23 protein-coding genes are annotated in these 23567 nt (G+C 52.9%); 14 read left to right on the top strand and 9 right to left on the bottom strand.

Translation table 11 applies throughout. From position 1 onward, the window contains the following. Nucleotides 1-178: 178 nt before the first annotated feature. Complete coding sequence (dinF, locus tag BZG82_RS02740; RefSeq protein WP_077765113.1) at nt 179-1519, top strand: MATE family efflux transporter DinF; 1341 nt, start codon at nt 179-181, stop codon at nt 1517-1519. A 58-nt stretch (nt 1520-1577) separates the two neighbouring features. Here dinF and nfuA read toward each other — a convergent pair whose 3' ends face one another. Together nfuA and BZG82_RS02730 are read right to left on the bottom strand one after the other, a co-directional pair. Continuing rightward, on the bottom strand, nt 1578-2162 hold the full coding sequence (gene nfuA / locus BZG82_RS02735; protein ID WP_077455024.1) for a Fe-S biogenesis protein NfuA: 585 nt from the start codon (nt 2160-2162) through the stop codon (nt 1578-1580). A 105-nt stretch (nt 2163-2267) separates the two neighbouring features. After that, on the bottom strand, nt 2268-2804 hold the full coding sequence (locus BZG82_RS02730) for a ComF family protein (protein ID WP_241837340.1): 537 nt from the start codon (nt 2802-2804) through the stop codon (nt 2268-2270). Nucleotides 2805-3024: 220 nt separating this feature from the next. Between BZG82_RS02730 and bioH the strand changes: the two genes are divergently transcribed. From bioH to BZG82_RS02715, 3 genes are all read left to right on the top strand, one after another. After that, complete coding sequence (gene bioH, locus BZG82_RS02725) at nt 3025-3813, top strand: pimeloyl-ACP methyl ester esterase BioH (protein ID WP_077639828.1); 789 nt, start codon at nt 3025-3027, stop codon at nt 3811-3813. Between the two features lie 136 nt (nt 3814-3949). Next, on the top strand, nt 3950-4249 hold the full coding sequence (locus BZG82_RS02720; RefSeq protein WP_415752731.1) for a hypothetical protein: 300 nt from the start codon (nt 3950-3952) through the stop codon (nt 4247-4249). Between the two features lie 64 nt (nt 4250-4313). Further along, complete coding sequence (locus BZG82_RS02715; RefSeq protein WP_077765111.1) at nt 4314-4787, top strand: ATP-dependent Lon protease; 474 nt, start codon at nt 4314-4316, stop codon at nt 4785-4787. A gap of 64 nt (nt 4788-4851) precedes the next feature. Here the strand turns inward: BZG82_RS02715 and BZG82_RS02710 are convergent, their stop codons facing one another. Further along, nucleotides 4852-7167 (bottom strand): Tex family protein, encoded by a 2316-nt coding sequence (locus BZG82_RS02710; RefSeq protein ID WP_077765110.1) that lies wholly within the window; start codon nt 7165-7167, stop codon nt 4852-4854. 75 nt (nt 7168-7242) lie between these two features. Then, the gene (gene greB, locus BZG82_RS02705) at nt 7243-7737 is read right to left on the bottom strand and encodes a transcription elongation factor GreB (protein ID WP_077479797.1); all 495 of its coding nucleotides are present in this window, start codon (nt 7735-7737) and stop codon (nt 7243-7245) included. A 228-nt stretch (nt 7738-7965) separates the two neighbouring features. On the opposite strand from greB, the gene ompR reads away from it, so the two are divergent. The 3 genes from ompR to BZG82_RS02690 all read left to right on the top strand — a co-directional run bounded on the left by ompR (nt 7966) and on the right by BZG82_RS02690 (nt 10509). Continuing rightward, on the top strand, nt 7966-8682 hold the full coding sequence (gene ompR / locus BZG82_RS02700) for an osmolarity response regulator transcription factor OmpR (RefSeq protein WP_069588994.1): 717 nt from the start codon (nt 7966-7968) through the stop codon (nt 8680-8682). Between the two features lie 3 nt (nt 8683-8685). Beyond that, nucleotides 8686-10020, top strand: coding sequence for a two-component system sensor histidine kinase EnvZ (envZ, locus tag BZG82_RS02695; RefSeq protein WP_077479795.1), 1335 nt, complete (start codon nt 8686-8688; stop codon nt 10018-10020). Between the two features lie 93 nt (nt 10021-10113). Further along, the gene (locus BZG82_RS02690; RefSeq protein ID WP_077479794.1) at nt 10114-10509 is read left to right on the top strand and encodes a GntR family transcriptional regulator; all 396 of its coding nucleotides are present in this window, start codon (nt 10114-10116) and stop codon (nt 10507-10509) included. Here the strand turns inward: BZG82_RS02690 and recG are convergent. The 5 genes from recG to gmk all read right to left on the bottom strand — a co-directional run bounded on the left by recG (nt 10494) and on the right by gmk (nt 16533). After that, on the bottom strand, nt 10494-12572 hold the full coding sequence (recG, locus tag BZG82_RS02685; RefSeq protein ID WP_077765109.1) for an ATP-dependent DNA helicase RecG: 2079 nt from the start codon (nt 12570-12572) through the stop codon (nt 10494-10496). The genes BZG82_RS02690 and recG overlap by 16 nt on opposite strands. Nucleotides 12573-12584: 12 nt before the next feature. After that, nucleotides 12585-13292 carry a tRNA (guanosine(18)-2'-O)-methyltransferase TrmH gene (gene trmH, locus BZG82_RS02680; protein WP_077639834.1) on the bottom strand — a complete coding sequence of 236 codons (708 nt, stop codon included), beginning with the start codon at nt 13290-13292 and terminating at the stop codon, nt 12585-12587. Nucleotides 13293-13385: 93 nt separating this feature from the next. Next, nucleotides 13386-15491: a bifunctional GTP diphosphokinase/guanosine-3',5'-bis pyrophosphate 3'-pyrophosphohydrolase gene (gene spoT / locus BZG82_RS02675; protein WP_069588984.1), complete on the bottom strand. Its 2106-nt coding sequence runs from the start codon at nt 15489-15491 to the stop codon at nt 13386-13388. 27 nt (nt 15492-15518) lie between these two features. Continuing rightward, nucleotides 15519-15791 (bottom strand): DNA-directed RNA polymerase subunit omega, encoded by a 273-nt coding sequence (gene rpoZ, locus BZG82_RS02670; protein ID WP_069588983.1) that lies wholly within the window; start codon nt 15789-15791, stop codon nt 15519-15521. Nucleotides 15792-15909: 118 nt separating this feature from the next. Further along, entirely contained in the window at nt 15910-16533 is a 624-nt protein-coding gene (gene gmk, locus BZG82_RS02665; protein WP_069588981.1) for a guanylate kinase, read from the bottom strand. Between the two features lie 310 nt (nt 16534-16843). Here gmk and BZG82_RS02660 point away from each other — a divergent pair, with 310 nt between their 5' ends. The 7 genes from BZG82_RS02660 to BZG82_RS02635 all read left to right on the top strand — a co-directional run bounded on the left by BZG82_RS02660 (nt 16844) and on the right by BZG82_RS02635 (nt 23567). Next, entirely contained in the window at nt 16844-17353 is a 510-nt protein-coding gene (locus BZG82_RS02660; protein WP_077662567.1) for a sigma-70 family RNA polymerase sigma factor, read from the top strand. Between the two features lie 3 nt (nt 17354-17356). Then, nucleotides 17357-18283: a DUF4880 domain-containing protein gene (locus BZG82_RS02655; RefSeq protein ID WP_077765108.1), complete on the top strand. Its 927-nt coding sequence runs from the start codon at nt 17357-17359 to the stop codon at nt 18281-18283. Between the two features lie 79 nt (nt 18284-18362). Continuing rightward, entirely contained in the window at nt 18363-18959 is a 597-nt protein-coding gene (locus BZG82_RS16310; protein ID WP_131826224.1) for an STN domain-containing protein, read from the top strand. Beyond that, nucleotides 18842-21334 (top strand): TonB-dependent receptor domain-containing protein, encoded by a 2493-nt coding sequence (locus BZG82_RS02650; protein ID WP_077765107.1) that lies wholly within the window; start codon nt 18842-18844, stop codon nt 21332-21334. The genes BZG82_RS16310 and BZG82_RS02650 overlap by 118 nt, the downstream gene beginning before the upstream one ends. 88 nt (nt 21335-21422) lie before the next feature. Then, on the top strand, nt 21423-22259 hold the full coding sequence (gene exbB, locus BZG82_RS02645) for a tonB-system energizer ExbB (RefSeq protein ID WP_077662572.1): 837 nt from the start codon (nt 21423-21425) through the stop codon (nt 22257-22259). A 4-nt stretch (nt 22260-22263) separates the two neighbouring features. Then, nucleotides 22264-22695, top strand: a complete 432-nt coding sequence (locus BZG82_RS02640; RefSeq protein WP_077479783.1) for a biopolymer transporter ExbD — start codon at nt 22264-22266, stop codon at nt 22693-22695. Further along, nucleotides 22692-23567 carry an energy transducer TonB gene (locus BZG82_RS02635; protein ID WP_077765106.1) on the top strand — a complete coding sequence of 292 codons (876 nt, stop codon included), beginning with the start codon at nt 22692-22694 and terminating at the stop codon, nt 23565-23567. The genes BZG82_RS02640 and BZG82_RS02635 overlap by 4 nt, the downstream gene beginning before the upstream one ends.

Here is a 23567-nt window from a genome sequence, read left to right as displayed (position 1 = left end):
AGTGCAACTGACACAGTGCAATGGCCGCTCGTCGATGAGATTGCCGCAATGGTACACTGCTGCATCGATAAGGGCCACCCGCTGACCTTGCCGGTTATCGCTGCAATCGTGTTCTTTATCAAAAATGATACATCATCCTGACGCATAGCGTGGCGTCCAATATTGAGAACGAGGAAGTATGTGGCAGTCTCTCACTCAGCGTGAGCTTCATTGGCGGGTCTTATCGCTGGCTTTACCTATGGTGATCTCCAATATCACCGTTCCGTTATTAGGGTTAGTGGATGCCGCGGTGATCGGCCATTTAGACCATGCATGGTATTTAGGTGGTGTGGCGGTTGGCAGCACCATGATAAATGTGACCTTTTGGCTGTTGGGCTTTTTGCGTATGGCGACCACCGGGTTTACTGCGCAAGCCTATGGCGCGAGTGATAACCGTGAGTTGGCGGCCACCTTTGTGCGTGGCGCGTCCTTAGCGGGCTTGCTGGCTGTACTTTTGATCGCACTGCATGTGCCTATTTTAGAGGGGGTGATGCACTTTAGTGATGCCAGCGCCGAGGTGAAACATTACGCGAGCCAGTACTTCTCCATTCGGATCTTTAGTGCGCCGGCGACCTTGATGAACTTGGTGATCATGGGTTGGCTACTGGGGGCGCAAAATGCGCGCCAGCCGATGTGGCTGCTGATTGTGGTTAACAGTGCCAATATTGTCCTTGATTTGCTGTTTGTGGTGGGTCTCGATATGAAAGTCGAAGGAGCTGCTGCAGCGAGTGTGGCTGCCGATTATATCGGCCTCATGCTGGGGCTCTATTTTGTCAAAGGTATCTGGCATTCGCGTCAGTTACCGACCGTTCGGTCGGTGTTTGAGCGCGGGCTGACTGGGATGAGCCGCTTGCTTAAGCTTAATCGAGACATCTTTTTACGTAGCCTTAGCTTGCAGTTGGCGTTTACCTTCATGACCTTCCAAGGGGCCACACTCGGCGATGACATTGTGGCCGCCAATGCGGTGTTGATGAGCTTTCTGATGTTGATTTCTTTTGCGATGGACGGCTTTGCCTATGCGATGGAGGCGATGGTGGGTAGAGCGATTGGCGCGCAGAGCAAGTCTGAGCTGTTAGTGTCACTGATAGGCAGCACTTTTTGGTCGTTGGTGATTTGTTTGGCGATCACGTTGGCGTTTGGCGTGGCAGGCCATCACATCATTGCGTTGATTTCCGATATCGAAGCGGTGCGTGACCAAGCGGCACGTTATTTACCTTGGCTGGTGGCTATGCCTTTAGTGTCGATGTGGTGCTTTTTGCTCGATGGTATCTTTATTGGTGCCACGCGGGGTAAAGACATGCGCAATGGGATGTTTGTCGCCACCGCGGGCTTTTTTGCTGCATGGTGGTTAGCGCAAGGGTGGGGCAATCACGCCCTGTGGTTAGCGATGCTTACTTTTATGGCGCTAAGAGGACTCAGTCTCGCAGTGTGCTTTGTTTACCATTGGCGACGAGATAGCTTTTTTCACGTCACACACTGAGGCCGCCAATAAAAAAACAGGCCAGTTGGCCTGTTTTTGCGATAGGAGACGGCGTTTATTAGTAGTAAGAATGATCGCCACGCGCGTGCTCGGTGACATCACGCACACCCTTTAGCTCACCACTAAACTCGGCCAGCAACTGCTTTTCGATCCCTTCTTTTAAGGTCACGTCTACCATTGAGCAGCCATTACAACCGCCACCGAATTGCAAAATTGCCACGGCGTCATCGGTGATTTCAATCAAGTTCACATGGCCGCCATGGCTGGCAAGCTGTGGGTTGACTTGGCTTTGAATCACGTAATCAACACGCTCCATTAAAGGCGCATCGGAGGCCACTTTACGCATTTTCGCATTCGGTGCTTTCAGCGTCAGCTGTGAGCCCATTTTATCGGTGACAAAGTCGATTTCCGCTTCGTCTAAAAACGGCAAGCTTAGCTCATCAATGAAAGCAGAAAAGCCGTTGAATTTAAGTTCAGTATCGCTGCTTTCTACTGCTTCGGGTGGGCAATAAGAAACACCGCACTCGGCGTTTGGCGTGCCTGGGTTAACCACAAACACGCGAATATTGGTGCCCTCGGGCTGTTGCTCAAGCAACTTCACAAAGTGGCTTTGTGCATTTTCTGAAATTTTGACTTCTGACACGACAAATACCTGACTAATCCAGTGTGTTTTGTACAGTGTACTCCGGTTTTTACTTGCTATCACCCCTTGTTCAATGTGGCTAATTTATGGTCACTGCGGTTTATCTCAAGGGAGCTTGGTCCGCGCAATACAATAAATATCGACCCGTTGCGCACCCGCTCGGCGCAACAAACGGCAAAGTTGACTAACCGTTTCTCCGGTTGTCACCACGTCGTCGACAAGCGCAACATGCTCTGCGGGCAGTGCGCCGTGTAAGCGAAATGCCCCGCGCAGGTTCTTCAGTCGCGCAGATCTATCCAGCCCTTGCTGAGGTGAGGTATGGCGAGTACGTCTTAGATAGTGATTGACGACTTGGCTGCCGAGCCGCTGTTGTAGCGCCCATGCCAGATGAGCGCTTTGGTTAAAGCCGCGTTGTAGCCGTCGCCGCCAGTGTAAGGGAACAGGCAGTAAGACTGGGGCAGGCGTGTCGATTTTCTCGCTGAGCAGCTTGGCGAACGGAAGGGCGAGCTCGAAGTCTCCTTGATATTTAAAGCGGTGAACCAAATCAGGGAGTGGGTCGAGGTAGGCGCTGATCGCGGTAAGCGTATGCCACGCAGGTGGATGGCTGAGGCACTGACCACAATGTGTTTGAGGGGTGAGCACCGGCAAGCCACAACATTGACACCCGTAGGCCTGATGATGCTTATCCCAGCACGCGTCGCAGCACAACGTATGATCGGCAGGGAGGGATAAGCGACACACGGGGCACTGATGGGGCAAAGATTTGCCCCTAATGCTTTGCCAAACGCCAGCAAGGCGAGGGGGATGAATTGCTGGTATCATAGCCATCCTGATGAAAAAGAGTACAAAGGCAGTGTAAAGCATGGCGTTATGTGATTGGCAATCTTACGGACAAGGCCCCGATCTGGTTCTCATTCATGGTTGGGGAATGAACAGTGCTGTTTGGTCGCTTATCTTGCCGTATCTCACTGCAAACTACCGTGTTCATTGTGTTGACTTGCCCGGATTTGGGTTGAGCCCCGCACAGCCGGGGCTTGATTTAGAACAACTGGCACAAGTGTTGCTTAAAGAATCACCAGCGCAAGCAACTTGGTTGGGCTGGTCACTGGGCGGATTGGTGGCCACGCAAGCGGCCCTGCTCGCGCCCCATCGTTTGACGGGGCTCGTGACGGTCGCAAGCTCACCCAAGTTTGTCGCGGAACCGGGATGGCGAGGCATTAAACCCGCGGTGCTGAATGCATTTGCCTCACAGCTTGAGCAGGATTTTTCTTTGACCGTGGAGCGGTTTATGGCGCTGCAGGCCATGGGGTCGCCCACTGCGAAGAAAGACATTAAAGCGCTCAAGCAGGCAGTGTTTTCACGACCTGCACCGGATCCTCAGGCTCTGGCCGATGGTTTGCAAATACTGGCTTCGGCGGATTTACGTCAAGCATGCCAGTCAATTCGCTTACCTTGGCTGCGGTTGTACGGTCGCCTCGATGGGTTGGTGCCTGTCGCCGTGGCGGGACAGATGGACGCTTGGGTACCTCATTCACCGAGTGAGGTCTTTGCACACAGTGCCCATGCCCCTTTTGTCACTGAGCCTGACGGTGTGGTAGACAGGCTCACCGCCTTTCTGGCAACCAATTGCCGCCCTGACTGCGCGCGCTGAACGATTTTTGGCAGAATTGACTAAATCTTGTCATTCCTCTGCCGATAAGTTAACTATGTCACTTGCTCTGGTATGAGGAGAGACCATAATGAACGTAGGCAACGTTGGGCAGTCTCAGGCCTATCATCCTCAGTCGATGAAGCCAAAATCACCGCCGCAAACGCAACCAAATGCGGACAAAGAGGTCAAAGACACAAAGCCCGCTGAGACAGCGGCCACCCCAGCGGTGAAAGACGTCAAGGATGCGAAAGCAGCCAAAAACGCTGAAGGCGTTGAGAAGTCTAAAGAGAAATCATCGGTTGAGTCCTTTACTTATGGCGCGTTGGGCATGGACCATCCGGACAAAGTGAAGGAAAACGATGATACCGCCTATAACGCAGGACAATTTTTGTCTGCGCTGGGAACAATAGGCACAATACTCGCGGTTGTCGTCTAAACTATAAGGAGACGAGGCCGGACTGACAATAAGGCCTTCAGCTGATGTTGGGAGGTAGCATCAGATGAATATATCGCCAGCAAGCGTCAGTATCCCAACTGTCGCGCCATCGGTGAACCCGCCAACTGAGCAAGTTGCGCGGGAAAATCGCGTGCGCGAAAAAATTGTTCCGACCAAACAGCCACCCGCGTTGGATCATGAAAGACCCGCGACGGAGCAAGACAAGCAACTGCGTAATCCCTCTTGGGATCCGTCACAGCATCCCAATTATTCTTTCGACTATACCCCCGAGTCCTTTCAAGACGCAGACTACAACGGCGCCAATGTTGCTAACCGCATTGATGCCATCACTCGTAGCGAGCCCGGAGACGAGGCGCGACCAGAAAACGGCTATCCGTTGGGGCTCAAAATGCCCGAAGAGGTGTTGGAGAAAATTGAGCAGCTGCAAAGATTTGAACGTACCCGTGCGGTAGTCGCGATGCGCTACCAGCAAGCGACCGTGGCGAATATGCCTTCAGAAGTGTTGATTGTGATTTAAGCTCGGTCCACCGAGCCTATTGACGTTAAAGCCCCGCCAAGACGAGCGGGGCTTTTTTGCGTCGTTAAGAGCGCTTGGCGCGGGCAAAGGCATCAGCCATGCTTCCGCCGATAGGTGCGGCGGGTTGACGAGGCGCCTTGCGTGATGGGCGATACTGTCCCGCTTTGTGGTTATCGCCTTGTCCTTGGGACGCACTGTCGCCTGAAGGGGTATCGTCCAAACGCATGGATAAGCCAATCCGTTTGCGTGGTACATCCACCTCCATCACTTTGACTTTAACCACATCTCCGGCTTTGACCACCTCGCGAGGGTCACTGACAAAGCGATTCGATAGGGCGGAGATGTGCACCAAACCGTCTTGGTGAACCCCGACATCGACAAAGGCGCCAAAGTGCGTCACGTTGGTCACCACGCCTTCCAGTTGCATTCCGGGCTTCAGATCGCTGACTTGATTGATGCCTTCCGCAAAGGTGGCGGTCTTAAACTCAGGGCGCGGGTCGCGGCCGGGTTTTGCCAGCTCGTTAAGCACATCGGTGACCGTGATTGCCCCAAAGTTGTCATCTGCAAACTCTTTCGCGTTCAGGCCTTGCAAGAAACGGCTATTACCGACCAGCGCCTCGACGGCTTTGCCGGTTTTCTCCGCAATGCGTTTGACCAAAGAATAGGTTTCTGGGTGAACGCCAGAGCGATCCAGCGGGTTGGCACCATCCATTACCCGTAAAAAGCCCGCACATTGTTCGAATGCTTTAGGGCCAAGACGCGGCACTTTCAGCAGGGTTTTACGATCGCCAAAGCGGCCATTTTCATCACGAAAAGCGACAATATTTTGCGCCATGGTTTGGCTTAAGCCAGCGACACGAGTCAGGAGTGGCGCCGATGCACTGTTCAGATCCACCCCGACCGCGTTCACACAGTCTTCGACCACAGCATCGAGTTTTTTGGCAAGCTGACTTTGAGAGACATCGTGTTGATATTGGCCTACGCCAATCGATTTCGGGTCAATTTTAACCAGTTCGGCCAGTGGGTCTTGCAAGCGGCGGGCGATAGAAACGGCACCACGCAGCGAGACATCAAGGTCTGGAAACTCATTGGCGGCTAATTCCGATGCCGAATACACCGAGGCACCTGCCTCACTGACCATGACGGTCTGAATGGCTAAACCAGCCTGACTTAGCATGGTTTTGGCAAACGCTTCGGTCTCGCGGGAAGCGGTGCCGTTGCCGATCGCGATGAGGTTGACCTGATGACGTTTAATTAAATTGAGCACCGTTTTGCTCGCGCCATCTACGTCGTGACGCGGGGCGGTAGGATAAATGGTGGCGGTATCGAGCAATTTCCCTGTACCGTCCACCACGGCCACCTTACAGCCGGTACGCAAACCCGGATCAATGCCGAGCGTACAGCGTGGGCCCGCAGGAGCGGCCATCAAAACGTCTTTTAGGTTGGCGGCAAAGACATCAATGGCGTCGCTTTCGGCCCGCTCTTTCAAACTGGCCATAAGCTCAGTCTCGAGGTGCATGAGTATTTTGACTCGCCACGCGAACGCGATAACTTGCTTACGCCAACGATCGGCGGGCGCATTGCCCAAGGATAAGCCATAATGCTCGGCAATCATGGTTTCGCAGATACTGCCTTTGCTGTCTGCTTCTTGGTCTGGGTCAGCGACTAAGGCCAGTTGCAAGACGCCTTCGTTGCGGCCACGTAGCATGGCCAAGGCGCGGTGAGAAGGCACTTTAGCGATCGGCTCTTGATGATCGAAGTAGTCTTTAAATTTCGCCCCAGCCTCTTCTTGGCCTGTGACAACACTTGCGCGTAACACCGCGTGTTGGTTGAGATATTGACGAATTTTATCGAGCAAGGCGGCATCTTCAGCGAGGCGCTCCATCATGATGGCGCGGGCGCCGTCGAGTGCGGCCTTGGTGTCGGCGATGCTCAGCTCGGGATTGAGATAGGATTGGGCGAGTGTGTCAGGGTCTTGCGACGCGTCTTGCCATAAGGCCTCGGCCAAGGGCGCTAGGCCTGCTTCAATGGCAATCTGTCCTTTGGTACGACGCTTGGGTTTATAGGGCAGATAGAGATCTTCCAAGCGGTTCTTGCTGTCTGCCGCCAAAATGTCGCGACGCAAGCTATCGGTTAGTTTACCTTGCTCATCAATCGATTTTAGGATGGTATCACGCCGAGCCTCCATTTCGCGCAAGTACACTAAGCGTGTTTCCAGCGTGCGCAGTTGGCTGTCATCCAGCCCTTGGGTGGCTTCTTTTCGATAGCGAGCAATAAAGGGGACGGTATTTCCGTCATCGAGCAGCGCAACGGCGGTTGCGACCTGGTTGGGTGAGACATTGAGCTCTTTAGCCAGGGTTTGAGTCAGTTGACTGTGCATGCATATCCTTTTGTAAACAAGCACGGCAGCACCGCAGCACTGCCATTGAATCTGTTTCTTTGACCTTTGTGGTCGTTAAGGTTCCCGTGAGTCGGTCTCGGTAGGGTAAGTGATTGCATTGACGAACCAATGCTTCTCGCCTTCAGGGGTTCGGACCACCACCTCATCATCGACCGCTTTTTTGAGCAGGGCGCGCGCCATGGGCGCATCAATGGAGATGTAGTCTTTACGATCGTAAATCTCATCAGGGCCAACAATCCGAAAGCGTTTGATATCGCCCGCCTCGTTTTCAATTTCCACCCAAGCGCCAAAAAAGACCCGCCCTTCTTGTTGGGGCGAGTAGTCGACAATGGTGAGTTCATTCAGCCGCTTGCGCAGATAACGGACGCGGCGGTCAATTTGTCGCAGCAAGCGCTTGTTGTAGGTGTAGTCGGCATTCTCTGAGCGGTCGCCTAAACTTGCCGCCCAACTGACAATTTTGGTGATCTCTGGGCGTTTTTCATGCCACAGGTGGTCATGTTCCGCTTTGAGTGCGTTAAACCCTTCGCGGGTGACCAGTTTGGTTTTCACGCAGCGTCTCCTTAACCCTCGCGAAGCCTCAATAAGTGATGCAATTTCAACGAGCAAATTACAAGAACCGAGCAAGCTTGTCGAGGCAACACTCGGTAACAATTTCTTCGTTGTTTCGTGGCGGAACCATCAGTGTCAATCCGCGCAAATGTGGCAAAATCCGGTATGATTACAGCAGTGACTGCTTGATTTGTCGGCAGATAACCGCATTGAGTATGAGGGTTAACCATGCAAGAAAACTATAAAATCCTAGTGGTGGATGATGATATGCGTCTGCGTTCGCTACTAGAGCGTTACCTAACTGAGCAGGGCTTCCAAGTGCGCAGTGTGGCCAATGCCGAACAGATGGATCGCTTGCTCGCGCGGGAAGCCTTTCACCTGATGGTCTTGGATTTGATGCTGCCGGGTGAAGATGGCTTATCTATCTGCCGCCGTTTGCGTCAGGCGAACAACCAATTACCGATTTTAATGCTCACCGCAAAGGGTGATGAAATTGACCGCATTGTCGGATTAGAAGTGGGCGCGGACGATTACCTGCCCAAGCCATTTAATCCACGGGAGCTATTGGCGCGCCTCCGTGCTGTCTTGCGCCGCCAAACCATTGAAGCGCCGGGCGCACCGAGTGCAGACACCAAGGTGGTCGAATTTGGCGAGTTTCGCCTCAATCTCGGTACGCGGGAGATGTTCCGTAATGACGACCCAATGACGTTAACCTCGGGAGAATTTGCGGTCCTTAAAGCCTTGGTGACCAATGCGCGCGAGCCGTTATCACGCGACAAGTTGATGAATATGGCGCGCGGACGTGAGTACTCCGCGATGGAACGCTCCATTGACGTGCAAATCTCGCGATTGCGCCGCATGATTGAAGAAGATCCGAGCAAGCCACGTTATATCCAGACCGTGTGGGGGCTGGGCTACGTGTTTGTCCCTGACGGCGAGGTCTAAGCGATGCGGATGTCGCCGCGCACCAACTTTGCCCGCACGCTGTTGATTTTGGCTGGCCTATTGATTGCCAGCCAAGTTTTTTCTTATCTCACCATCGTGAATTATGCCCTGCTCCCCAGCTTGCAGCAGTTCAATAAAATCCTGGCCTTTGAAGTGCGCTTGATGCTGGAAGAGGATTGGACGCTGAAAGACGGGGAAGTGCTGCACTTGGGTGAGCCTGTGCGGCGGCAACTGCTGGAACAAATTGGGGTGACCTTACATGCTCCTAACAGTGACGCCGCAGGCGCTTACCAAGATGCGATGCAGATCGATTATCTCAGTGCGCGGATGAGCGAAGAGCTGGGAACGCCGACCGAAGTGCGCCTTGTCAGTGGTGAAGACAGCTATGTGCTGTGGTTAAAGTTTGACGCCATCGATGACTTTTTGATGCGTATTCCGCTTTCCGAACTGCATCAAGATGACTTTGCGCCCCTTTTCCAATACAGCCTGATTATTGCGTTGCTGGTGATTGCAGGTGGTTGGCTGTTTATCAAGATGCAAAACCGCCCACTGGTGACCTTAGAGCGTGCTGCGTTAGATGTGGCTGAAGGCCGGTTTCCTGAGCCTGTTGCTCCAAAAGGCGCCTCTGAAATTCAAGCGGTAACAGTGGCGTTTAATAAAATGTCTGCAGGCATACGCAAACTCGAAGAAGATCGCGCCTTGCTGATGGCAGGGGTGAGCCATGATTTGCGTACGCCGCTGACGCGCATTCGCTTGGCGACCGAAATGATGTCGCCGGACGATGAATACCTTGCCGATAGCATCACTAAAGATACCGAAGAGTGCAACGAGATCATCAATCAGTTTATGGATTATCTGCGCGCGGTGCAGCAGCAAGACCCTGATCCGGTGGATTTAGCGAGCATTTGTCGTGATGTAGCGAATAGCCAACAGCTGGTGGGTATCGAGATGGATACCGAGTTGCTGCCTTTGTATGGCGAGTTGTATGCCAACTCAGTGGCGCTTAAGCGAGCCGTGACTAACTTGGTGGTTAATGCGGTCCGCTATGGCAACGGTTGGGTACGTATTCGTTGTGGCAGTACCGCCGATCATACCCACCAATGGGTCGAAGTTGAGGACAATGGGCCGGGCATTGATGCGAGCCTAGAAGCGTCGCTTTTCCAGCCGTTCACGCGGGGTGATTCGGCTCGTGGTAGCGAGGGAACCGGACTGGGACTCGCCATTGTGAAACGGATTGTGGAACAACTGCGCGGCGATATTCGCCTGTCTTCCCGTACCGAAGGAGGGTTGAGGATCCAGATGACATTTCCGGTCAATCAGGGGCGTGCCAAAAGCTAGTGTGCGCGTTGCCACGTTTTCTTCATGGCCTATTCGCGAAGGCGGATAGGCCGACCATACTGTCGTATAGAACTAATACACATACTATGGCCTATGCGACTTTGTTTAGATAAAAACGATCCTACCCCGAAATTTCAGCAATTGATTGAGCAAATCCAGCGTCAGATCGCCAGTGGTGCGCTGCGCTCTGGCGAGCGGTTGCCGTCGGTACGCGTGCTGGCGCGAGAGTTAAAGATGAATCCGATGACGGTCTCGCGCAGTTATCAGCAACTTGCCGAGCAAGGATGGTTAGAGCGAGTGCGAGGCGTTGGGATGAAAGTCAGCCAGCAAGCGCGTCCTGCTGAGCCTCATCAACGGTTGCAATATGTACAAGCGCCATTGGCACATTTTATTCAGGTGGCCAATCAAGCCGGATATAGCAAATCTGAGGCCATGGCGTTGGTCATGGCCCACTGGGAGAGCGATATCGGCGATCATGCGTTGGAATAATGGGTTTTATGGCCAAGCCAACGTGCGATGATTGCGGCGGCGTGTTGCGGATAGTGTTGATGCAGGTGGTGCGCTAACTTCTGTACCTCAGGGATCAGCGCTTGGTCACGCACCAGATCGGCAATTTTAAACTCGGCCAAGCCGGTTTGTCGGGTGCCGAGAAGCTCGCCGGGCCCACGAATATCGAGATCGCGCTGTGCGATCACAAAGCCATCATTGCTTTCGCGTAGGACGCCCAAGCGTTGACTGGCGGTTTTAGACAAAGGGGCATGATACAAGAGCACACAGTGACTGGCGACGGAGCCTCGACCGACACGGCCCCGTAGTTGGTGGAGCTGTGCCAACCCGAGTCGCTCGGGGTTTTCAATGATCATCAAACTGGCATTGGGGACATCGACACCCACTTCAATCACGGTAGTCGCGACCAACAAATGCAGCTCCCCTTGCTTAAAGGCTTGCATGACGGCTTGTTTTTCCGCCGCTTTCATGCGTCCGTGGACAAGGCCGACGGCAAGATGAGGAAGCGCCGCTTTGAGTGCGGTGGCGGTATCTTCAGCAGCTTGTGCCTCGAGAGCGTCGGATTCTTCAATCAAGGTACACACCCAATACGCCTGGCGGCCTTCACTGCAGGCGGCACTGACACGCGCAATAATGTCATCGCGACGCGTATCTGGCACGGCAACGGTTTGGATTGGCGTGCGCCCCGGGGGGAGCTCATCGATAATCGAGGTATCGAGATCGGCATACGCAGTCATCGCGAGAGTACGCGGGATCGGGGTGGCTGTCATGATCAATTGATGCGGATGCGCCCCTTGTTGCTCGCCTTTCTCTCGCAGGGCGAGGCGTTGGTGAACACCAAAGCGGTGTTGCTCATCAATGATCACCAAGGCTAAATGGTCAAAGTCGACATGGGCTTGAAACAACGCATGCGTGCCGACCACCATTTTCGCCTCACCGCTGGCAATCCGTGCAAGTTCAGCGTCGCGCGCTTTGCCTTTAAGCTTACCGGCGAGCCAACCGACCTGAATACCCAACGGCTCCAGCCATTGGGCAAAATTCACCGCATGCTGTTCGGCCAATAGCTCCGTGGGGGCCATTAATGCGACTTGGTAACCGTGTTCGATAGCTTGCAGCGCCGCCAATACCGCAACTAGCGTCTTACCCGCGCCCACATCGCCTTGTACCAAGCGCATCATGGGGACGGGCTTAGCCAGATCGCGACTGATTTCATCGACTACGCGCGATTGTGCCCCTGTAGGTGAGAATGGCAGATTGGCCAGCAATTGTTGGCTCAGCGCCCCATTCGGCGGCAACGGTGTGGCACTGACCGCTTGCGCTTGATGACGAACGGACAGCATCGACAGATGTTGGGCGAGTAATTCTTCAATAATTAAGCGACGTTGGGCAGGATGTTGCCCGGCAAGCAAGGCCTCAAGTGACACCTCTGGTGGCGGACGATGCAAAAGGTGTAAGGCATCGCGTAATGAAAGCTGTCTATCATATAAGCCCTCAGGGAGTAACTCTTGTACACCACTTTTGTCCAGTAATGCCAACGCTTGGTCGGTTAGACTGCGCAAGGTAGCTTGGCGCAGCCCTTCGGTGGTGGGATAGACAGGTGTCAGGGTTTCTTCTAGCGCAAGCTCGGTAGGCTCAGAAAAGACTTTATAGTCAGGGTGAATGATTTCTAGGCCATGCTTACCGCGTTTTAGCTCGCCATAGGCCTTCACATGTTTGCCGATGGCGAGGCTGTTTTTCATCGCGGCGTTGAAGTTAAAAAAGCGTAGCGTCAGCGCACCATTGCCATCATGGATCCGCACGGTTAGCATGCGGCGGCGCCCAAACACAGTGTCATTGTGCGTCACTTCACCCTCAACGGTCGCGGTTTGTCCGGGGAGCAAACTGGCGATCGGCCAGACGCGTGTGCGATCTTCATAACGGTACGGCAAGTGAAACAAGACATCTTGAACCGTATACAACCCTAGCTTGGTCAGCTTTTCCGCCATTTTGGCGCCGACACCGGCCAGTGTTTCGACTGAGACAGCATTGAGCATGGATGATCGCATCAAAATAGTCCGTTATTTACTACGTTTGTGTTTGGCTGCCTGCATCGCAGACCACCATGCCTCATCAGCAACGATTTGCCCGTGTTCATCCAGCGGAGGATAGGGTAGCCCTTTTTGTTTGGCCACGCGTGCTAGAACAGGATGGCCCCGCTCAAACAGGATCTTGTGGACTTCTTCGTCCGGAATACGGGTGTGAGCCCGCTGGTACATACCCGCTAATTGGCGCTGTCGCTGGGCCTCATACAGAATAAGAGCACTCGCCACTGACACGTTTAATGACTGTACCATACCCACCATTGGGATGAGGATATCTTGATCCGCCTTATCGAGCGCTTCGCGACTGATGCCTTCTTTTTCTTGGCCTAATACGATAGCGGTGGGGCGGGTGTAATCGACGTCGCGAAAATCGATGGCGGTGTCGGATAAGTTGGTGACTAAGATCTGCATGCCTTGAGCGTGAAGCGCATCAAAGGCTTCGGCCGTCGAATCATGGGTTTGTACATCGACCCAATTGCGAGAGCCTGCTGAGGTGCCACCTAAAGCGCGCATTTTACTGCCTTTTGGCCAGACGGCATGAAGACGATGTACGCCGACGGCATCTGCGGTGCGAATAATGGCAGAGATATTATTTGGCTTATGGACTTGTTCCATACACACGGTGAGATCAGGCTGGCGCTGGGCAAGCACTTGATGAATACGTTCAAACCGTTCTGGTGTCATGGTGAGGTTCCGTTAGTTACACGATAGGAGAGAAACAAACTCGCCCACCAAAAGGCGGGCGAGTGATAGCCTGAGCGCGAAACGGCAACATGGCTAGTTCTTTTGACGGCTGACCTTGACCACGTTTGGCATCACACGAATGCGGCGCATAATATTGGCAAGGTGAACCCTGTCTGTGGTGGTGAGGCGAACAAAGATGGTGTACAAGCGGCCATCTTTTTCTTCGGTCGTCAGTCCCTGAATATTCGATCCCGTCGCGGCGATGGTGTTGGTTAAATCCGCTAGCGCCCCTTGATGGTTCTGCATATCCACGCGTAGACGAGTACTGAACTCCTGATCGAAATCGTCTGCCCACTCAACAGGCATATATTTGTCCGGCTCTTGACGGTAGCCGCGAATGTTTGAACAGGTTTCACGGTGGATCACCAAGCCTTTACCAGGGCTGACATGCGCGATAATCGGATCGCCCGGAATAGGGCGGCAACAGTTGGCATAAGTGACCAAGATACCATCTGCGCCACGGATAGGCATTTTCCCGTCCGAAGGTTCCGCGTCCGTGTTTTCATCGTCCAGCAGGCGGCGAGCGATCACGACACTCATTAACTCACCCAAGCCGATCGCGGCGAGCAAATCATCGCTGCTTTCTAGCTTTAGGTCGGTCAAAATCGCATTGAGGCGATCAGGATCGACATCGGGTAGGTTTTTCTCACCCAACGCATGGTTGAGCAAACGACGTCCCAATGTGACTGATTCTTCACGGCGCATGGTTTTGAGCACTTGACGGATCTTGGTCCGTGCCCGAGCGGTCACCACATAATTGAGCCATGCGGCATTCGGGCGAGCGCCCGGTGCGGTAATGATCTCAATGGTTTGGCCGTTTTTCAGAGGCTGGCTTAGTGGATACGGTTGACGATTGACTCGCGCGCCGACACAGGTGTTACCCACATCGGTATGAACCGCATAGGCAAAGTCAACGGCTGTGGCGCCCACAGGGAGCTCGACGATACGCCCTTTCGGGGTAAAGACATACAGCTCATCGGGGAAAAGATCGGATTTAACGCTTTCGATAAACTCGAAGGAGTTCCCCGCGCTTTGCTGCAGCTCAATCAAGTTTTGCATCCAGCGCTGAGCACGTTTTTGTGCCGTGGTACCGGATGGACGTTCGGCGCCGCTCTTATACGCCCAGTGCGCAGCGACCCCTTTGTCCGCCATCTGGTCCATGTCTTCAGTGCGAATTTGCACTTCAACCGGCACACCATGCGGACCAATCATTGACGTATGCAGTGATTGATAACCGTTCGCCTTCGGCACGGCGATGTAGTCTTTCAAGCGGCCGGGGCGCGGTTTATACAGATTATGCATTTGCCCTAAGACGCGGTAACAGGTGTCGAGGTCGTCGACGATCACGCGAAAGGCATACAAATCCATAATGGTATGAAAGCGCTGTTCTTTATTCTTCATCTTGTTATAGATGGAATAAAGGTTCTTCTCTCGACCGAGCACGCGCGCGTTGATCCCGGCATCTTCCAAGCGGCCTTCGATTTCCGCATGGATTTTTTGGATCATTTCTTTGCGGTTGCCCCGCGCCTGCGCAATCACTTTTTTGAGGACGCGATAGCGGTTGGGGTAGAGCGCTTCAAAGCCGAGCTCTTCGAGCTCCACTTTAATATTGTGAATACCGAGACGGTGAGCGAGTGGGGCAAAAATTTCCAGTGTTTCGCGGGCAATACGGCGACGTTTATCGGGGCGCAGGGCACCCAAGGTACGCATATTATGGGTGCGGTCGCTGAGCTTAATCAGAATGACGCGAATGTCATGGGCCATTGCCATGACCATTTTGCGGAAGTTTTCCGCCTGCGCTTCTTTGCGATCGCGAAACTTGAGCTTGTCGAGCTTGGAAACGCCATCCACCAGATCCGCAACCACATCACCAAAGCGTTGTTGCAGATCCTCTTTGGTCACGTCTGTGTCTTCAATCACATCGTGCAGCAACGCCGCCATTAAGGTTTCGCAGTCCAAGCGCATTTCTGCGAGGATCCGCGCAACGGCGATGGGGTGGATGATGTAGGGCTCACCGGTGGAGCGGGTTTGCCCGTCATGGGCATCGCGCGCAACCAGATACGCTTGCCGGAGCGCTTCAAGCTGCGATTCCGGCAAGTATTGGTTCGCGACTTCTTTCAGGCTATCAAAGAGGTACAAACGGCCTGTTCCCTGATAATGACGCGATTAACGGTGACCAGAAATGGTGCTAACAGCGGCCATTTCGGCAGCTTCTTGCTCCTGCTTTTCTTGACGCTCACGCGCGTCTAGCACTTCTTTGTTGATCAGTCCTTCTTCGATCTCACGCAGTGAGATCACGGTGTACTTGTCATTTTCTTCAGGTACTAGAGGATCTTTACCACCCGTTTGCATTTGGCGGGCGCGGCGGGCCGCAACCAGAACGAGATCGAAACGGTTACCAATTTTTTCAACGGCGTCTTGAACAGTTACGCGTGCCATGAAGGACTCCAGCTGTAGTGATAAACAGGTCTTAAAAATGACCGAAAATTATACAAAAGGCGGCCGTCCATTGCTAGCACTGGGTGCGCTGCAATCGAACAAACGCCAATATTCATGATTAGTCGGCCAGCAAGTCGTCAATCATTGCATGATATTTGCTGGCTTGTTTAGGCTGACGCATCCGCTCTGCACGGAGGATCGCTTTAAGATCCATTAATGCGACATCAAAGTCATCATTAATGATCAAATAGTCATATTCAGCATAGTGAGAGATCTCTGAACGTGCTTCTTGCATGCGTTTGGCGATCACCTCTTCGCTATCTTGGCCGCGAGCGGTGAGACGGCGCTCTAACTCTTCGCGGCTAGGCGGCAAAATAAAGATGCTTTTACTGTTCGGCATCTGTTGACGAATTTGCTGCGCCCCTTGCCAATCAATGTCCAAAAAGATGTCGATGCCTTTATTAAGCATCTCTTCAATCCATACGCGCGATGTCCCGTAATAGTTGCCAAAGACTTCCGCGTGTTCCAAAAAGGCGCCTTGATCAATTAAGGCCTTGAATTCTTCTACTGCGACAAAATGGTAATGCACGCCGTTTTCTTCACCGGGGCGCATAGCGCGTGTGGTGTGTGAAACCGACACTTTCATGTCATAGCGTGGATTGTCATTCAGCAGTGCTGAAATCAGGCTTGATTTGCCTGCACCACTCGGGGCAGAAACAATATAAAGCGTACCTTGACTCATGGATTGATCACTTTAACCGGCTGATGCCAATACCAAAGCATAGCGCAATCGTATTGACGGAGATCGACGAATAGATAGTAGTCTCCCGATGGGAGGCGCGCAGGTTAGCACGAACCGGCGGGGATTTGAACGCTAGAGCGTGAAGTTACTGACTTGATACATGCGTGCGCGATTGCCGGTGTGACACAAACTGTGCGCTAAGTCGATAAAGCATGGCTCTGTCTAGAACATGCTTGCATATACGCAATTATTAATGATAATTGTTAGCGTTTGTATTGGGTGGTCGGTTTAGGTGTAGGGAGCACATTCAATGATAGGGAGTCAGCAGGCGTTACATCAGGGTGTTACCTCGCTGTATGTGTCACATCAGCGCTGGCTTTCGGGCTTTATTCAGCGACGCATGGGGTGCCCGTCAACGTCGGCCGACTTAGTTCAAGATACCTATTTGCGTTTGCTTAATTCCGGCCGTTTGCCTGATACAGACAGTGCGCGTGCTTACCTTACCCATATCGCCAAAGGCTTGATCGTCGATTGGTATCGCCGTCGTCGCGTTGAGCAAGCTTACTTAGACTATCTGCAAGCGCAGCCGGAACGCATGGCCAGCTCGCCCGAGCAACACCAACAAACCATGGAAGCCTTGGTGGCGGTTGATGCTTTATTAGGGCATTTGCCGGTCAAGGTGCGGCAGGCTTTGCTGATGCGCCAGCTCGAGGGAATGAGCTATAAAGATATCGCAAAGGCGCTTTCTGTCTCAGTTTCCTCGGTAGAGAAATATGTTGCCAAGGCACTGACTGCCTGCGTACTCGCCGCGCAAGAGTGATTCATGATGTCATCTTTATCACCTCATGTGGTTGAGCAAGCGGCACAATGGATGGCCCGTATGTGGGCGGACGACGTGTCTGAGCAGGATAAACAAGCACTATCACAGTGGCGACGTGCTCACCCTCATCATGAAAAGGCATGGCAAGCGCTGGAAGGTGTGCAATCCCAGCTTCAGGATGTCTCGGGACATCATTCGGTCTTATTACGACAAAGTGGCCTGTCGCGCCGGCGGTTTTTGATGCTCGGTGGCATTGGTATTGGCGCAGGGTGCTTATTGGCATGGCGCTCTAATGCGCAGCGTTACGAACAGGGCGTTGCCTTGGCAAGCCGAGTCGGGGAACTCAAGCAGTCCACCTTGCCGGATCAGAGTCGTGTCGCGTTAAACACAGACTCGCGGGTGTGGGTCGATTATCAAGGCGGGAAAAAACAGATTTTCCTTGAGCGCGGTGAAGTGATGCTCGAAGCGGCATCGCCTTTATCGGTTCTCACCGCCCATGGTCAGGTGTGGGTTGAGGAGCAAGGCCAGCTTGCTGTGCGCCAGTTTGCGCGTTTCAGTGCTATACAAGTCTTATCGACCAATGCGCGTATTCAGCCATTCCAAGGGCAACTGCGCCACATTCCCGCCGGGCATTCGGTGCAATGCACGGACAATAAGGTGCAGCATCTTGCGCCTTTAGAAACTCACGCGGTGAGCTGGTTGGAGCAAAAACTCGTGGCTGAACGCATGCCGCTTTCGACGCTAGTTGAAGAGCTCTCACGGTATTTCTCAGGCTGGTTGCGCTTAGATGCGCAATTGGATGATCTAACCGTGACGGGAGTATTTTCCACCCGCAATATCCAGCAAACCCTGGCGCATCTAGAAACCATTCTGCCTATTGCCCTGCGCTTTCGTACTGCGCTCTGGGTACAAATTATTCCAGCCCAATAAAAAATGACACTCACCTTTACGGATTCCACGCCTTCGTTCGGTGTATCGGTTAGTTAATTCACTTAAGTGGAGCCGTATTGTGAAACTGCAGTCATCGATATTATGTCTATCGTTAACCTTGGGCATGCCTTTTTATTCTCCCGTTTATGCCCAAACAGACACGGTAAATACCTACCAGATCCCCGCCGGAGAGCTTGATGCGGTATTAAAAGCCTTTGCGCTGGCATCGGGTATCGAATTTCATCTGGATGCGCGTTTGTCCGAAGGTTTTTACAGTGCGGGGCTCGACGGACAGTTTACTCCAGAGCAAGGCCTCAACACCCTACTGACCAGTACAGGTTTGACGGCACACCGACAAGCCGATGGCAGCTATCAAATTACCGACAGCACAGAGTCGCTGACGCTCGATACCCTAGATGTGTCGTTTTCGGAAGGGGAGATTAGTCGCGATGAAGCGGGTAAATATGCTGTTTACGATGACAACCGGTCAACGGTGTACGCGAGTAAAAAGAGGTTGAGCGATATAAAGGTAAAGATGCGGCTGATCTCTTTAAAGGTATGCCCAATGTGTACAGTGGTGATGCGCGCAACGGCGGAGGCATTGACCCAAATATTCGAGGTGTTCAAGGGCCGGGTCGTGTGCCTGTCCTCATCGATGGTACAGAGCAAGGGCTGACTGTCTGGCGTGGATATCGTGGTGTCTCGAATCGCAGTTATATAGACCCCAACTTAATTGGTGGTGTGCAGGTCATCAAAGGCCCCAATACTGTGGCGAATGTCAAAACATCCACAGGCGGTGCGGTGGTCGTCAATACCCTCTCAGCGCAAGATATTTTGCTGCCGGGAAAAGACTTTGGCGGTGAGTTCTTGATTGAAGGAAGCAACAATGCGGTTGCGCCCACGTTAGGGACCTTATACACAGGGCAAGATTATCGCGACGTCGACGGGTTTCCGTCCACGCCCCAATACCCTTACGCCGATCCTTCGCTGTGGCAGCCGATGAGCCACAACAAAAACAACAATCCTTTCTCCGGGGATGACTACGCTTACCGTCTTGCGCTGGCAAAACGAGACGAAAGCATGGAATGGTTGGCTGCTTACGCTTATCGCTATAAAGGCAATTATTATGGGGGAAAACATGATAGTGGTTTTTATAAAAGCGGCGATTCGAAAGAAGCCTATATGACCAAGGTCGATCCAGAGACCTTGGCGCTGCGCCATCTGCCGGGCGCGGAAATTCCTAACACGTCCAGCGAAACCGAATCTGTGTTGCTGAAAAGTACATTCCTTTTCGAGAGCGCGCAGCAATTGAGCCTTGGCGCGCGCTACACCGATGCCGAGTATGGTGAAATCATGGCAAGTCGCTCTGGTGACTTAATTGATGGCAATAAAATGGCGCAATGGCCACTTAGCCGCGTGCGTGCCCAAGCTTACAACCTTGATTATCACTGGTCGCCAAAGGACCCTTGGATTGATTTAACGGCCAAGTTGTGGACCACCTACACCGTCAGCGATACCAATACCCGAGGTGGGTTTCCTAACTATGCCAATAACCATGACCTGTTACCGGGCTACAGCACTCTGTTGCGTAATACTGCTGCGTCTAATGCAAAAGATAGCCGTATTGGCGTGAATATCAGCAATACCATGGCGTTCAGTGACACCTTATCTCTGACTACGGCAGGACGATATCAATATCGAGAGCAACGTTCTGATGATACTTATGATGCGAACAAAGCCGATGGTTGGGTGCACTTTCCACAAGAAGGGACCTATCAAGAATTTGATGCCAGCTTACAAGCCACTTGGCAGCCACATACCCAATGGACGCTTAACGCTGGTGTGAAGTTTCAAGGCTTTGATGTTAAAGATGACTTCCTTGCCGCGCGCCAAGCCGAAGGGGGCGATACCCTGTTCACGCAGCAGGCTGTCTCGCCGGGGCTTGAAGCCAGCTATAAAGTGCGAGTGTTCCTGAGTGAGGCTGAAATTCAGGCGATACTGGACAGTTATCGTAGAATGCTGGAGGATTTTGGGTTCCCTGAGAGCCAGATATTGGCTGATCTTGCTGAAGAAGAAGCCAAGCTGCGCGAAGAAGGTGAAATTGAAGAGCGCACACAAGCTTGGTTACATGATGGAAACGGTAAATATAGCCGTGCGCAAAATCCCTGTGACCCCGCTAATGGACTATTACCCGACAACTACATTGAAGGGACGTGTCGTGCGACCAATCAATTGAATACCAAAGTGAACATGCGTCCCAAAACACACGATCACGGGCAGGGTTGGTCACCGTTTGCCTCCGTGGCATTTTCTCCTACGCCGCAAGACCGTATTTACTACCGCTACAGCCAAATGTTGCGCTTTCCAAGCCTCTTTGAAAGCACGCTTAGCTTTTCCGCGTTAAATAATGCGTATACCAGCCTCAAACCCGAAGCAACGGTGAATCACGAGTTAGGCTACATTCATCATTTTACTCACGGTGATCTGAAACTGGCTTACTTTCACCACCTCACTGAAAACGTGATCGAGCGAGATGACATGCTGCGCTTTAGCAATATTGATTCGCAGACGCTGGCAGGATTGGAGCTGCAAGCGAACTACGATGACGGTGATTGGTTTGCCGATTTAAATGGCGCTTACATGCTCACCAATCAAGTCTGTGATGAGAGCTCCGTCGTCACACGTTATCGCCCCGACGAGCCAGAATATTATCGCAATTGTCTGTTTGGCGGTTTTCCTGGCGGATATTTAGAATCGCAAGTCCCCCCAGCGTGGTCGACGTCGCTGCAACTGGGCCATCGCTTTTTCAATCGTCAGTTAGAAGCTGGGGTCAAAGGCGCGTACCTTGCCAAAGCCAAGTCAGATGAGGTGGTCCAGCGCGACGATACCTTAACGTTTGATGCATTTGCCAATTATCAGTTATCACGCCACATCGCGCTTGAAGTCGTAGGGACCAATTTAACCGATGTCTACCACATTGACCCACTGGTGCGTTCCAGTGTACCGGCGCCAGGGCGCACCATTAAATTGATGCTAAAAGCAAAATTTTAACGACGCGGTTACGGGTTTTCGTTATTCGTTCGGTATAGCGGGTAGATAACCGATATGGCGTATTACGCATGGATAATAAGGACTCAAAATGAAGCGATATTGGATAGGGCTGGGACTGTGGCTCTTGGTCATCACGGTGCATGTGCAGGCGAGTGAATCCACGGCACCAGCGGAGAGCGGGTCAGTGGTGACCGCTTCAGGCTCGCAGGCCACCCATTTGTCCGTTGATGCACTGTCTCCGCTCGGTATGTATCAGGCTGCGGATCCTATCGTCAAAGCGGTCATGCTGATATTGCTGGCGGCTTCAGGCGTGACATGGGCTGTGCTTGTCACTAAGCAGTGGCAACTCGGTCGTGCGCGTCGCCGCTTAGCGCCACTGGTGTCACTTTGTGCTCACGCTGAAAGCTTTGCGTCGGCCAAAGCGGCGGCATCGTCTCACCAGGGCACTGGGCTGGCGTTTCTCAGTGCGGCGCAAACCGAGCTTGCCCTATCCGAACAAGTAGATGCAGTCGGTCAAGGCGTTAAAGAGCGGGTACAAGCACGGTTGGAGCGGGTACAGGTGGCACAGGCTAGCATGATGAATCGTGGCACAGGGGTGCTGGCATCGATCGGGTCCGTGGCTCCCTTTGTGGGGCTGTTTGGTACCGTGTGGGGGATCATGAATGCGTTTATTGGCATTGCGCATACGCAAACGACTAATTTAGCCGTGGTGGCTCCCGGGATTGCTGAAGCCCTACTGGCAACGGCTCTTGGCTTGGTTGCGGCGATCCCAGCTGTGATTGTTTACAACTATTTTACCCGTGCATTGGCTGCGTATCGTGCTCAAATGGGGGATTTAGCGGTGGCTATTTTGGTGCTGGTGAGCCGTGATCTCGACAGTGAGCGCAATGCGCAAACTGAACTTGCGTGGCGACAGGCAGGGTAGAAAGATGAGCTTTCAATTTTCCTCGTCAGACCATGAACTACAAGAAAACCATGAGATTAATGTGACACCATTTATCGATGTGATGTTGGTGTTATTGATCATTTTTATGGTTGCGGCCCCGCTTGCAACCGTCAGCGTGCCGGTGGATTTACCCACCTCTTCGGCGAAGCCGAATGCCTCGCCCAGTCAGCCTGTGTATTTGTCTGTAGGCTCTGGACAAATGTTGCAAGTTGACGAGCATCCTGCGTTTTCCCTTGAAGAAGCCAGTCAGAAGTTGCCTCTATGGGTGGCGAACAAACAAACCCGTTTATATTTGCGGGCCGATAAAACCTTGCCTTATCAGTCACTGTTGGAAGTGATTAATACGCTTAGTCAAGCGGGTTATCAGCAAGTCGGGCTGGTGGGTATTGCGCAGTCAGCATCGAGTTCCTCATGACGGTATTGGCTGGGTTGCCGCAAGGCTTTGAGTTAGACCGCACGCGAAAAGTCTGGTTGATGGGGGCGCTAGTGAGCGTCAGTCTCCATTTTGGAGTGGCGATCGCGTACTTTTGGACACCAGCGCGCACGCTCGCACCGCCTCCCGCCGCGGTGCCGATTGCTATTTCTGTCATCGCACCAGAAGTGTCTGCCCCAAAGGTGGAAAAGCACGATGTGAAAGAGGGCAAACCGCAACGCGCCAGTCAGCCTGCTGATGCATCTGAGACGGTGGCGGAAAAAGTGATACCGACGCCAAACGCGACGCCTGTGGTTGAAGATGAGAAAAATGCGCAAGTCCAAAAACAGCCGCAGTCTGTCTCACGTTCTGCCAAGAAGCCGCCTAAAGCGGTAGAGACGAAAAAGACGGTTGAGACCCACAAGGTGCAAACGACTGAGCCTCGCCCTAAACCAAAGGAAAGTCCCAAAACGTCACGTGCGTCGTCGGTCGCGAAAGAGGCGAGTGCGCCGAAACATGTTGACGCGCCAACACACAGTGAAAAAGTGACTGGCCCAGCGCAAGGACAGCTAACCGTAAAGGGGAAGGTTGCCAAGTTGAATTGGCAGCGACGGGTTCACGCGCATTTGGCGCACTATAAGCGCTATCCTCGATTTGCTCGGCGACTTAAGCAGCAAGGCTCGCCTCGGGTAACCTTTACCGTCAATCGCCAAGGCGAGGTTCAATCGGTCAAACTCCAAACCTCGAGCCACTTTGAGAGTTTGGACGAAGAGGCTAAGGCGCTGGTACAGCGTGCGTCCCCGTTGCCGACGCCGCCAGATGCCTTGCCAGGGCTGACAATCACCGTCACAGTGCCGATTCGTTTTTCACTGTAA

Source organism: Salinivibrio sp. PR5 (genome assembly GCF_001996085.1).
Classification (GTDB): Bacteria; Pseudomonadota; Gammaproteobacteria; order Enterobacterales; family Vibrionaceae; genus Salinivibrio; species Salinivibrio proteolyticus.
Note: the sequence above shows the minus strand (reverse complement) of the source record. Positions and strands in the feature narration are given on the sequence as shown.

Excerpts from the sequence above, each read along its gene's own strand:
- dinF (WP_077765113.1), top strand. The coding sequence starts at position 179 with ATGTGGCAGTCTCTCACTCAGCGTGAGCTTCATTGGCGGGTCTTATCG.
- bioH (WP_077639828.1), top strand. The coding sequence starts at position 3,025 with ATGGCGTTATGTGATTGGCAATCTTACGGACAAGGCCCCGATCTGGTT.
- BZG82_RS02720 (WP_415752731.1), top strand. The coding sequence starts at position 3,950 with ATGAAGCCAAAATCACCGCCGCAAACGCAACCAAATGCGGACAAAGAG.
- BZG82_RS02715 (WP_077765111.1), top strand. The coding sequence starts at position 4,314 with ATGAATATATCGCCAGCAAGCGTCAGTATCCCAACTGTCGCGCCATCG.
- BZG82_RS02710 (WP_077765110.1), bottom strand. The coding sequence starts at position 7,167 with ATGCACAGTCAACTGACTCAAACCCTGGCTAAAGAGCTCAATGTCTCA.
- ompR (WP_069588994.1), top strand. The coding sequence starts at position 7,966 with ATGCAAGAAAACTATAAAATCCTAGTGGTGGATGATGATATGCGTCTG.
- envZ (WP_077479795.1), top strand. The coding sequence starts at position 8,686 with ATGCGGATGTCGCCGCGCACCAACTTTGCCCGCACGCTGTTGATTTTG.
- BZG82_RS02690 (WP_077479794.1), top strand. The coding sequence starts at position 10,114 with ATGCGACTTTGTTTAGATAAAAACGATCCTACCCCGAAATTTCAGCAA.
- recG (WP_077765109.1), bottom strand. The coding sequence starts at position 12,572 with ATGCGATCATCCATGCTCAATGCTGTCTCAGTCGAAACACTGGCCGGT.
- trmH (WP_077639834.1), bottom strand. The coding sequence starts at position 13,292 with ATGACACCAGAACGGTTTGAACGTATTCATCAAGTGCTTGCCCAGCGC.
- rpoZ (WP_069588983.1), bottom strand. The coding sequence starts at position 15,791 with ATGGCACGCGTAACTGTTCAAGACGCCGTTGAAAAAATTGGTAACCGT.
- gmk (WP_069588981.1), bottom strand. The coding sequence starts at position 16,533 with ATGAGTCAAGGTACGCTTTATATTGTTTCTGCCCCGAGTGGTGCAGGC.
- BZG82_RS02660 (WP_077662567.1), top strand. The coding sequence starts at position 16,844 with ATGATAGGGAGTCAGCAGGCGTTACATCAGGGTGTTACCTCGCTGTAT.
- BZG82_RS02655 (WP_077765108.1), top strand. The coding sequence starts at position 17,357 with ATGATGTCATCTTTATCACCTCATGTGGTTGAGCAAGCGGCACAATGG.
- BZG82_RS02650 (WP_077765107.1), top strand. The coding sequence starts at position 18,842 with ATGCCCAATGTGTACAGTGGTGATGCGCGCAACGGCGGAGGCATTGAC.
- exbB (WP_077662572.1), top strand. The coding sequence starts at position 21,423 with ATGAAGCGATATTGGATAGGGCTGGGACTGTGGCTCTTGGTCATCACG.
- BZG82_RS02640 (WP_077479783.1), top strand. The coding sequence starts at position 22,264 with ATGAGCTTTCAATTTTCCTCGTCAGACCATGAACTACAAGAAAACCAT.
- BZG82_RS02635 (WP_077765106.1), top strand. The coding sequence starts at position 22,692 with ATGACGGTATTGGCTGGGTTGCCGCAAGGCTTTGAGTTAGACCGCACG.